At 62.3% G+C, this 10,464-nt stretch carries 10 protein-coding genes; all 10 read right to left on the reverse strand.

Annotated elements, in window-relative coordinates; genetic code table 11:
* Nucleotides 1-5 precede the first annotated feature (5 nt).
* Entirely contained in the window at nt 6-386 is a 381-nt protein-coding gene (locus ACM0M4_RS30925) for a F0F1 ATP synthase subunit I (RefSeq protein ID WP_003118473.1), read from the reverse strand.
* 163 nt (nt 387-549) lie between these two features.
* Complete coding sequence (locus ACM0M4_RS30930; protein WP_003100240.1) at nt 550-1,422, reverse strand: ParB/RepB/Spo0J family partition protein; 873 nt, start codon at nt 1,420-1,422, stop codon at nt 550-552.
* 9 nt (nt 1,423-1,431) lie between these two features.
* Entirely contained in the window at nt 1,432-2,220 is a 789-nt protein-coding gene (gene soj, locus ACM0M4_RS30935) for a chromosome partitioning protein Soj (RefSeq protein ID WP_003097243.1), read from the reverse strand.
* A gap of 18 nt (nt 2,221-2,238) precedes the next feature.
* Nucleotides 2,239-2,883 (reverse strand): 16S rRNA (guanine(527)-N(7))-methyltransferase RsmG, encoded by a 645-nt coding sequence (gene rsmG / locus ACM0M4_RS30940; RefSeq protein WP_003100242.1) that lies wholly within the window; start codon nt 2,881-2,883, stop codon nt 2,239-2,241.
* The gene (mnmG, locus tag ACM0M4_RS30945) at nt 2,883-4,775 is read right to left on the reverse strand and encodes a tRNA uridine-5-carboxymethylaminomethyl(34) synthesis enzyme MnmG (protein WP_014603452.1); all 1,893 of its coding nucleotides are present in this window, start codon (nt 4,773-4,775) and stop codon (nt 2,883-2,885) included. The genes rsmG and mnmG overlap by 1 nt, the downstream gene beginning before the upstream one ends.
* Before the next feature lie 473 nt (nt 4,776-5,248).
* Complete coding sequence (locus tag ACM0M4_RS30950; protein ID WP_019372331.1) at nt 5,249-5,473, reverse strand: hypothetical protein; 225 nt, start codon at nt 5,471-5,473, stop codon at nt 5,249-5,251.
* A gap of 494 nt (nt 5,474-5,967) precedes the next feature.
* Nucleotides 5,968-7,335, reverse strand: coding sequence for a tRNA uridine-5-carboxymethylaminomethyl(34) synthesis GTPase MnmE (mnmE, locus tag ACM0M4_RS30955; protein WP_003100248.1), 1,368 nt, complete (start codon nt 7,333-7,335; stop codon nt 5,968-5,970).
* A gap of 70 nt (nt 7,336-7,405) precedes the next feature.
* Nucleotides 7,406-9,142 carry a membrane protein insertase YidC gene (yidC, locus tag ACM0M4_RS30960; protein ID WP_003097255.1) on the reverse strand — a complete coding sequence of 579 codons (1,737 nt, stop codon included), beginning with the start codon at nt 9,140-9,142 and terminating at the stop codon, nt 7,406-7,408.
* 240 nt (nt 9,143-9,382) lie between these two features.
* Nucleotides 9,383-9,790 carry a ribonuclease P protein component gene (gene rnpA, locus ACM0M4_RS30965; RefSeq protein ID WP_003100251.1) on the reverse strand — a complete coding sequence of 136 codons (408 nt, stop codon included), beginning with the start codon at nt 9,788-9,790 and terminating at the stop codon, nt 9,383-9,385.
* Between the two features lie 14 nt (nt 9,791-9,804).
* Nucleotides 9,805-9,939: a 50S ribosomal protein L34 gene (rpmH, locus tag ACM0M4_RS30970; RefSeq protein WP_003100258.1), complete on the reverse strand. Its 135-nt coding sequence runs from the start codon at nt 9,937-9,939 to the stop codon at nt 9,805-9,807.
* Nucleotides 9,940-10,464: the final 525 nt, after the last annotated feature.

The following is a 10,464-nucleotide window of genomic DNA, read 5'->3' on the forward strand; positions in this document are numbered from 1 at the left end:
TCGCTCTAAGGTCTTGTAAATGTTTTTCCCATCAGCAGGGGTGCGCACCAGCTGACCATCAGGGTCAGCAGATAGACACCGAACAGAGCCGGCGCCATCAGTGGCTTCACGCCTGCGAACGTCAGTGCGAAGAGCACCGCCGTCAGAATCAGTTTCCCGGCTTCGCCCGCATAGAAAGAGCGAACGATTTCCCGGGCAGCCCGCGCTCCGCTGAAACGGAACGCCTTGTAGGCGAAATAACAATTCGGCAACCAGGCGATCATCCCTCCCAGCAGTCCGGAATATCCGGCTACCGGTCCCCAAGAAATCCACAGGGAGATCGCAGCAACAAGCACTACTACCAGTTGGACGAGCAGCAATCTGAATGCCGGCAGGCGACTTGGCATGCGGGACTCCATCGCGCTCTCAGTCTTCTGGTGTCGGCACTGCCAAATCAACGACTTGGCATAAAAAGTGCCCACAAAATAGCGCGCAGAGTATAGGGGGGGAGTCCCCCCTGTTCAACTGGCTGGTAGTGATTTCCGACTACCCGCTACAACCCAAAGTGTGTCAACGGATGTGGGCGAGAACGCCCTGCAGTTCATCCAGGGAGCTGTAGCGGATGACCAACTGTCCCTTGCCCTTCTGACCATGCCGGATCTGCACCGAAGCGCCCAGGCGCTCGGCCAGGCGCTGTTCCAGGCGGGCGATGTCCGGGTCGCTCTTGACCGGTCCCGCAGGCTTGCCCGGGGCATGCGTCCACTGCCGAACCAGGGCTTCGGTCTGACGTACGGTCAGCCCATGTGCGACAACATGTCGCGCCCCTTCCACCTGCCGTTCTGCCGGCAGACCGAGGAGCGCACGGGCATGGCCCATCTCCAGGTCGCCATGGGAAAGCAGGGTCTTGATCTCTTCCGGCAGGCCGATCAGGCGCAGCAGGTTGGTAATGGTCGCGCGCGACTTGCCGACCGCTTCCGCGACCTGCTGCTGGGTCAGCTGGAACTCCTGCTGCAAGCGCTGCAGGGCAGCGGCTTCCTCGATCGGGTTGAGGTCCTCGCGCTGGATGTTCTCGATCAGCGCCATGGCGATGGCCGCTTCGTCCGGCACGTCGCGCACCAGCGCCGGGATCTTTTCCAGTCCGGCCTGCTGGCTGGCCCGCCAGCGCCGCTCGCCGGCGATGATCTCGTAGCGGCCATTGGCGATCGGCCGCACCACGATGGGCTGCATCACGCCCTGGGCCTTGATCGACTGCGCCAGTTCCTCCAGCGCCTGAGGGTCCATGTCGCGACGCGGCTGGTACTTGCCGCGCTGCATCAGGTCGAGGGGGATCTGCTGCAACTCGCGGCGGTCGGCCTGTACGGCTTCCTCCTGCAGTTTGGCGGGACTCGAGCCGCCCAGCAGGGCATCGAGCCCGCGTCCCAGTCCACGTTTCTTGGCTGCCATGCGGGTTCCTTATGCGGTTGCGGCGCGGCCTTTGGCGCGCTGGCGGCGGACCAGCTCGCCGGCCAGCGCCAGGTAGGCGATGGCGCCGCGGGATTGCTTGTCGTAAACCAGCGCCGGCATGCCGAAGCTGGGGGCTTCGGCGAGGCGCACGTTACGCGGGATGACGGTGCTGTAGAGGGTGTCGCCGAAATGCTCCTGCAACTGCGCGGAGACATCGTTGGTCAGGCTGATGCGCGGATCGTACATGGTCCGCAACAGACCCTCGATCTTCAGCGTCGGGTTGAGCAACTGGCCGATGCGCTGGATGCTGTTCATCAGGTCGGTCAGCCCCTCCAGCGCGTAGTACTCGCACTGCATGGGGATGATCACGCCGTCGGCGGCGGTCAGCGCGTTGACGGTGAGCATCGACAGCGACGGCGGGCAGTCGATGAGGATGTAGTCGTAGTTCTCGCGGATCGGCGCCAGCGCGTTGCGCAGGCGATTTTCCTTCATGTCCATTTCCAGCAGCACCACTTCCGCGGCGGTCAGGTCGCGGTTGGCCGGCAGCAACTGGTAGCCGCCGTGTTCGGAGAACTGCATGGCCTCGGCGAGGTTGCACTCGCCGGTGAGCACGTCGTAGATGGAGTGCTCCAGGTTGTGCTTGTCGATGCCGCTGCCGGTGGTGGCGTTGCCCTGGGGATCCAGGTCCAGCAGGAGGACGCGGCGCTTGGTCGCCACGAGGGAGGCCGCGAGGTTGATACAGGTCGTGGTCTTGCCGACACCGCCTTTCTGGTTGGCGATCGCGAATACCTTAGCCATGGTTATCCCTGTTCCCCCTCATGCTGTGCGCCGCAGTATCAGCAGATGCCGCTGACCTTGGCAACCGGGTACCGCCAGCGCGTGCTCGGCTTCGACCCGGAAATCCTCCGGGAGTGCCGCCAGCTCTTCGTTCGGATGCACGCCCTTCATCGCCAGCCAGCGGGTTTCCTGGCCACCGAGGTGGCGGGTCCAGTTGGCGAAGTCCTCCAGGCTGCTGAAAGCGCGGGAAACGATGCCATCGAAGGGGCTCTCGGGACGGAAGGCTTCCACCCGGCTGTGCACGACTTCGAGGTTGGCCAGCTTCAGCTCGAGCTTCACCTGGGTCAGGAAGCGGGTCTTCTTGCCGTTGCTGTCGAGCAGGGTCAGGCGCTTTTCCGGGAACAGGATGGCCAGCGGCACGCCGGGCATGCCGCCGCCGCTGCCGACATCCAGCCAGTTATCCCCAGCCTCGGCATAAGGCACGATGCTCAGGCTGTCGAGCAGGTGGCGCGAAACCATCTCGTCCGGGTCGCGTACGGCGGTCAGGTTGTAGGCCTTGTTCCATTTGATCAGCAGGGCCAGGTAGGCCAGCAGCTGGCGTTGCTTGTCGGCGTCGAGGGCGACGCCTAGCTCGTCAGCACCGCGCGCGAGTTCGTCGGCGTGGTGTTGGGTTACCGCAGACATCAAGCGCTCTGCTCCAGTTGGCGGCCAGAGGCACGCTTCTTCAGGTGGATCAACAACAGCGAAATCGCAGCCGGCGTGACGCCGGGGATCCGCGAAGCCTGTCCGAGGGTTTCCGGACGGGCCTGGTTCAGCTTGTTCTGGATTTCCTTCGACAGGCCGGAAATCCCCAGGTAATCGATATCCACAGGCAGGCGGGTATCTTCGCTGGCGCGCAGACGGGAGATTTCCTCCTGCTGGCGGTCGATGTAGCCGGCGTACTTGGTGCGAATCTCCACCTGCTCGGCCACCTGGGGGTTATCCACAGCGTCGCCGGTGATCTCCACCAGGCCGGCGTAATCGATCTCGGGGCGGCTCAGCAGGTTGAGCAGATTGTATTCATGGGTCAGCGGCGTACCGAAGCGCTCGGCGATGGCGTCGCCCTGCGGGGTATTCGGCCGCACCCAGGTGCTCTTCAGCCGCTGTTCCTCGCGTTCGATACCTTCGCGCTTGGCTTCGAAGGCAGCCCAGCGCCGATCGTCGACAAGGCCCAGCTCGCGTCCCTTCTCGGTGAGACGCAGGTCGGCGTTGTCCTCGCGGAGGATCAGGCGGTATTCCGCCCGCGAGGTGAACATGCGGTACGGCTCCTGGGTGCCGAGCGTGATCAGGTCGTCCACCAGCACGCCGATGTAGGCCTCGTCGCGGCGCGGGCACCAGCTGTCCTTGCCTTGCGAACGCAACGCAGCATTGGCGCCGGCCAACAGGCCCTGGGCGCCAGCTTCCTCGTAGCCGGTGGTGCCGTTGATCTGGCCGGCGAAGAACAGGCCGCCGATGACCTTGGTCTCCAGGCTGTACCTGAGATCGCGGGGATCGAAGAAGTCGTACTCGATCGCATAGCCCGGCCGCACGATGTGGGCGTTTTCCATGCCACGGATGGAACGCACGATCTGCAGTTGCACGTCGAACGGCAGGGACGTGGAAATGCCGTTGGGATACAGCTCGTGGGTCGTCAGGCCTTCCGGCTCGAGGAAGACCTGGTGGCTTTCCTTATCGGCGAAGCGATGGATCTTGTCTTCGATCGAAGGGCAGTAGCGCGGGCCGATGCCTTCGATCACACCGGAATACATCGGCGAACGATCGAGATTGGCGGCGATGATCTCGTGGGTCCGGGCGTTGGTATGGGTGATCCAGCAACTGACCTGCTCGGGATGCTGTTCCTTCGAACCGAGGAAGGACATCACCGGGATCGGCGTGTCGCCCGGCTGCTCGGTCATCACCGAGAAGTCCACGCTGCGCCCGTCGATCCGCGGCGGCGTACCGGTCTTCAGCCGGCCGACCCGCAGCGGCAATTCACGCAGACGACGCGCCAGTGCGATGGACGGCGGGTCGCCGGCGCGTCCGCCTGAGTAGTTCTCCAGGCCGATGTGGATAAGTCCGCCGAGGAAGGTGCCGGTAGTCAGGACCACGTTGTCGGCATGGAAGCGCAGTCCCATCTGGGTCACTACGCCGCGGACCTGATCCTGCTCGACGATCAGGTCGTCGCAGGCCTGCTGGAATATCCACAGGTTCGGCTGGTTTTCCAGTGTATGGCGGATAGCGGCCTTATAGAGCACGCGATCGGCTTGTGCACGAGTGGCGCGCACTGCCGGCCCCTTGCGGCTGTTAAGGATGCGGAACTGGATACCGCCCTTGTCGGTGGCTTCGGCCATGGCGCCGCCAAGGGCGTCGATTTCCTTGACCAGATGGCTCTTGCCGATGCCGCCGATGGCGGGGTTGCAGCTCATCTGCCCCAGGGTTTCCACATTGTGGGTCAACAGCAGGGTTTTCACACCCATGCGCGCAGCCGCGAGTGCGGCTTCGGTGCCTGCATGGCCACCGCCGATCACGATTACGTCAAAACGGGTAGGGAAATCCACCACGCACCTCGGCCTGTTCAGAAGCAGGAATTCAGGAAAGCCAGACAGTATAAGGATTTAGCGAACCTGAATGAAGACTCCTGGACAAAAAATAGCCAATCCAGATCGAGGGAGCAAAACGGCTCGGCGGGCTTACAAAAAATAAAAGGAAAGGAATGTTTATATCTTTTTAGAACTTGTGTTTATTACTTAGCAGCGGCTTTTCTGTTGATAAGTACGTCGAGCCCAGTAAAGACATAGCCTGTAGCGAATGATAAGGCTGTCCCAAACCCTATCTGGGCCCTGTTGATAAGCGTTTTTTAGCTGTGGATGGAATGGCTCGTTATCAACATGTGGAGTTATGCACAGAGCTTCGGCGGGTTTATCTACCCTCCTGTCCCTGGGGTTTTCCACAGGTTTCAGGCGAGCGTATCCGGGCCGCGGCAGGACCGCAGCCAGGTAGGAAGAAGGAGATGGAAAGGCGTGGGAAAGGCTCAGTCGTTGCCGCTTTCCAGCGTATCGATGGATGACGACAGGCGCTCGAAGCGGCGCTTGGCGGAGACCTGGAAATCCCGCTCGGAGCCCTCGTTAGCGGGTTTGCGCAGCGGTAGCCGAGCACTGAGCCCGCTAGTGCGGTCGTAACTGCCGAACCAGTCGATCATCTGTCCGACCTGGCATTCGCCGCCGAGCCACACCGCCAGGTTGGCTACGATCTCCATGCTGTAGTGTCCGAGTGCTCGCCGTGGGACGCCGTGGGAGCCGAAGGCGAGGGCCCCGCCTGGCCGGTATCGACGGAGTCCAGGGTCTGCAACAGCTCTTTTCGCAGAATCTCTTCCAGGCTTGTGGATAAACCGCTGACCGGGTTGACTTGCGTGCACGGAACGTCCCGGCGCGTGGCGATAGCGCCAGGCGAGACAACGGGATAGATACGCCGTTCGAGAGGGGCGAGCAGATAGAGATTGACCACAGCGCAGCGCCTTCGCGGACGCCGGATCGGAGCGCGGTGCCTGTGCATAAACCTCTCCCAGGTGGATATCCATCCCATGCAGACCGACATCGGCGCAGATGGTTTTCTCGGGGACGAAGCGGCGCGCCGGCAATCCATGCCTGCGTGGTTGAGTGCCGGCGGCAAGGGGCACAGTGAAAGGAAAGTACGCAGAACCGGAGCGAACCTTGCCCTGGTTATCCACAACTCGGCGTGGGCCGAGCCCCATTACTTGCCGATGCAGAAACTCGAGAAGATGCGACCCAGCAGGTCGTCGGGGGTGAATGCGCCGGTGATTTCGCCCAGGTGCTGCTGGGCCTGGCGCAGATCCTCGGCCAGCAGTTCGCCGGCGCCATTGTGGATAAGTTGGCTGTGGCCATGCTCCAGCGCCTGCCCTGCCAGGCGTAGCGCTTCCAAGTGGCGCCGGCGGGCGCTGAAACCGCTTTCCGCGGTCTGTTCGAAGCCCATGCAGGCCTTCAGGTGTTCGCGCAGCAGCTCCAGGCCGGCGCCGGTGCGCGCCGAGAGGGTGATGGTGACGTGGCCGTCCGCGCTTTCCTCGAGGCCAATGGACTCTGTGGACAAATCCGCCTTGTTGCGGATCAGGGTGACCTTGCCCGGTTCCGGTCGCTGGTCGAGAAACTCCGGCCATAGGGAAAACGGGTCTGCTGCTTCCGGGGCGGTGGCGTCCACCACCAGCAGCACGCGATCGGCTTCGCCGATGGCTTTCAGCGCACGTTCCACGCCGATCTTTTCCACATGGTCCTCGGTATCCCGCAGGCCTGCGGTGTCCACCACATGCAGGGGCATGCCATCGATGTGGATATGTTCGCGTAGTACATCGCGGGTGGTGCCGGCTATGTCCGTGACGATGGCCGCCTCGCGACCGGCCAGGGCATTCAGCAGGCTGGACTTGCCGGCATTCGGTCGTCCGGCGATGACCACGGTCATGCCGTCGCGCAGCAGGGCGCCTTGGGAAGCTTCGCGCTGCACTGTGGATAATTCTGTGCGTACTTTTTCCAGAAGCCCCAGTACATGGCCATCGGCGAGGAAGTCGATTTCTTCCTCGGGGAAGTCGATGGCGGCTTCGACATAGATGCGCAGGGAAATCAGTTGCTCGGTCAATGCATGTACCCGGCGTGAGAATTCGCCCTGCAGGGAACGCAATGCATTGCGCGCGGCCTGCTCCGAGCTGGCCTCGATCAGATCGGCGATGGCTTCGGCCTGGGCCAGGTCGAGCTTGTCGTTGAGGAACGCGCGCTCGCTGAACTCGCCCGGTCGCGCCTGGCGGGCGCCCAGTTCCAGACAACGCTGCACCAGCAGGTCGAGTACCACGGGGCCGCCGTGCCCCTGCAGTTCGAGTACGTCTTCGCCGGTGAACGAGTTCGGGCCTGGGAAATACAGTGACAGGCCTTCGTCGATCACCTGACCACCGGCATCGAGGAACGGTCCGTAATGCGCATGCCGGGCTTTCAGCTGGCGTCCGCTCACGGCCACGGCCATCTGTCCGGCGAGAGGTCCGGAGACGCGGACGATTCCCACGCCGCCGCGGCCCTGGGCGGTAGCGATCGCGACGATGGTTTCGGTGGCGGCTTGCATGTGGATATCTCCGGATAGCAAGACGCCCCTCGAGGGGGCGTCTTGTTGTGGACAGTTTTCGCGATAGACGTCAGGCGGTCTTCGCGGCTGCCTCGATCTTGCGGGTAATGTACCACTGCTGTGCGATCGACAGGCAGTTGTTGACTACCCAGTACAGCACCAGACCGGCTGGGAACCAGAGGAAGAAGAAGGTGAAGATGATCGGCATCAGTTTCATCACCTTGGCCTGCATCGGGTCCGGCGGGGTCGGGTTGAGCATCTGCTGGATCAGCATGGTGCCGCCCATGACGATCGGCAGGATGAAGAACGGATCCTTCACCGACAGGTCGGTGATCCAGCCGAGCCACGGCGCCTGGCGCATTTCCACGCTTTCCAGGAGTACCCAGTAGAGGGAGAGGAAGACCGGCATCTGGACCAGGATCGGCAGGCAGCCGCCCAGCGGATTGATCTTCTCCTTCTTGTACAGCTCCATCATCGCCTGGGACATCTTCTGCCGATCGTCGCCGTGCTGTTCCTTGATCGCCTGCATCTTCGGCGACACCGCGCGCATGCGCGCCATCGAACGGTAGCTGGCGGCGGACAACGGGAAGAAGGCCAGCTTGATCAGGACGGTCAGGGCGATGATCGACCAGCCCCAGTTACCGATCAGGCTGTGGATATGTTGCAGCAGCCAGAAGATCGGCTGGGCGATGAACCAAAGGAAACCGTAGTCGACGGTCAGTTCCAGGCCCGGGGAGAGTTCCTTCAGGTGCTTCTGGAGTTTCGGGCCGGCATACAGGGTCAGGTCGGTTTCCACCTTGCTACCCGCCGGAACGCTCAGGGTCGGGCCGGTGAAACCGACGATGTAGTTGCCCTGGCCGTCCTTGCGGGTCATGACCTGGTGCTGCTCGCCCTTGGTCGGAACCCAGGCGGTCACGAAGTAGTGTTGCAGCCAGGCGACCCAGCCACCCTGCACGGACTCCTTGAACTGTTCCTTGTCCATGTCCTTGGTGGAGATCTTCTTGTACGGCGAATCCGGGGTCCAGACCGCGGCGCCGAGGTAGGTGGACACCCCGGTGGCGGTGGTCGAGGACGGGTCGGCGCTGCCGTCGCGCTTGAGCTGGGCGAACAGGTTGCCGCTCCAGGTCTTGCCGCTCTGGTTGTCGATCAGGTAGCTGACGCCGACCTGATAGGCGTTTTCATTGATGCACTCGATCTTCTTCTGGGCCTTTTCCTTGTCCGAGCAATCGGCTTTCAGGCCACGGTGGAAGGTGAAGCGCTTGATGTAGTTGACACCGTCGTGGCTGAAGCTCAGGTCCACGACCAGTTCGTTCTGGCCGTCGGCCAACTGGTAGCTGCTCTGCGCACTGTGGAACAGCGGGCGGCCGGCGCTGCTGGCGTCCGGGCCGTCGGCACCGGTGAGGCCGCTCTGCGCCAGGTAGGTACGTTCGCGACCGTTGTCGAACAGCGGGAACGGCACGTCCGGACGGTCCAGGCGGCGCGGATACTGCAACAGGCCGAGCTGGACGATATCGCCGCCACGGGGATCGATGGCCAGGTCGAGGACGTCGGTCTTCACCTGGATCAGCTTGTCGCTGACCGCAACCGGCTTGTCGGCGGCTTCGCTGCCGGCCGCGCTGCTCTGGGCAGTGGGAACGTCACTGCTGGTGCCCGAGGCGGACGGAGTGTCCGGCAGGCCTTGCGTGGTGTTCATCGAAGCGCTGGCGGCGGGCAGCTCAGGCTGACCGTAATCCTTGTTCCACTGGAGAACCAGCAGGTAGGACACGACTGCAAGGGCGACGATGAGAATCGAGCGTTGAATGTCCATGGTTACTCGGCCATCGAGAAAGGGCGGTGCTTGAAGGAAACTGACAGTAGCAGATCGCGGCTACGGGATTGCCAGTGATGGAGCCGAGTGGAGGAAACCGCACTCGGGCGACCATTGCGTCGCGGGCCATGCTGCGCGATAGCCTCGTACGCTAGGGAAGTACAACTTGGCTGGGAACGACGGTGCCGGGTCATCGAAGGGGGGATGACACTACAGGGATCGGGATGCGCGGGCATCGACCTATGCATGAGTACCGTCGGCCACGCCAGGGGCGTCAGCAGGGCTTTCCGTGCGAGGTCGATTGCGCAACAGGCGTTTCCAGAGCTTGCCGAACTGCTGGTGCAGCTCCGGATTTTCCAGTTCGCCCAGGCCTTTGCGCGCGATCACCACGATATCCCAGCCAGCCAGGGTTTCCTGGTTATGGCGGAACGATTCGCGGATCAGGCGTTTGAGGCGATTGCGCTGGACGGCGAGCTTGACGTTCTTCTTGCCGATCACCAGGCCCAGGCGGGGGTGATCGAGACCGTTCTCGCGCGCCAGCAGCAGGACGTGCTTGCCGGGGACCTTGCCGGTCGGAGAGTCGAAGACTGCGCTGAATTGCCGGGCTGTCAGTAGACGCTTGTCCCGGTCGAAGTCCCGACTCACCACCCGTACCGGATAAATCAGACGGTCAGACGCTTACGGCCTTTGGCGCGACGACGCGACAGAACCTGACGGCCGTTCTTGGTGGCCATACGGGCGCGGAAACCGTGGACGCGAGCGCGCTTGAGGGTGCTGGGTTGGAAAGTACGTTTCATGATTCGGTACCTGGGTTGACGACTTGAGGTCGCAGTGACCCCGTTTAAAGAGACCGGCGATTCTAGTGAAATCGAACGGGCAGGTCAATTTCCAACCAGCGATGACGTAATAGATAGATACAAGGAAGTCATTTTTCTTTTAAAGGATAGAAACGGTTAATGCTCTTGGGACGGCGCTTTTCTGTGCATAACTCGACGAAGCCCAGCAACTGCGTGTTTCTCCGGCAGGCAAAAGGTTGTCGAGAACCGGTGTCGAGGCTGTTTCCTTCCTGAGCGAAGCCTGGGGATGAACGAGATGGTTATCCACAGCGGTTTTTTCCACACGGCTGTGCGCAGGGATGTACCCCCTTCAAAGCAAGGGTTATCCACAAAGTCCAGGACGACCGTCCGTCGGCCTGCCTGCTTTTATTAAGGTCTTGATTTGCTTGGGGCCTCAGCGCATCGGCATGTGGATAAGTCCGGCCCGTCCGGCTACAATAGGCGCTTATTTCGTTGTGCCGCCTTTCCAATCTTTGGGGGATATCC

The organism is Pseudomonas sp. 18-147 (assembly GCF_051048045.1).
Taxonomy (GTDB): domain Bacteria; phylum Pseudomonadota; class Gammaproteobacteria; order Pseudomonadales; family Pseudomonadaceae; genus Pseudomonas; species Pseudomonas aeruginosa.

Coding starts and splice junctions, on each gene's coding strand:
- ACM0M4_RS30925 (WP_003118473.1), bottom strand. CDS start 386: ATGCCAAGTCGCCTGCCGGCATTCAGATTGCTGCTCGTCCAACTGGTA.
- ACM0M4_RS30930 (WP_003100240.1), bottom strand. CDS start 1,422: ATGGCAGCCAAGAAACGTGGACTGGGACGCGGGCTCGATGCCCTGCTG.
- soj (WP_003097243.1), bottom strand. CDS start 2,220: ATGGCTAAGGTATTCGCGATCGCCAACCAGAAAGGCGGTGTCGGCAAG.
- rsmG (WP_003100242.1), bottom strand. CDS start 2,883: ATGTCTGCGGTAACCCAACACCACGCCGACGAACTCGCGCGCGGTGCT.
- ACM0M4_RS30950 (WP_019372331.1), bottom strand. CDS start 5,473: ATGGAGATCGTAGCCAACCTGGCGGTGTGGCTCGGCGGCGAATGCCAG.
- mnmE (WP_003100248.1), bottom strand. CDS start 7,335: ATGCAAGCCGCCACCGAAACCATCGTCGCGATCGCTACCGCCCAGGGC.
- yidC (WP_003097255.1), bottom strand. CDS start 9,142: ATGGACATTCAACGCTCGATTCTCATCGTCGCCCTTGCAGTCGTGTCC.
- rpmH (WP_003100258.1), bottom strand. CDS start 9,939: ATGAAACGTACTTTCCAACCCAGCACCCTCAAGCGCGCTCGCGTCCAC.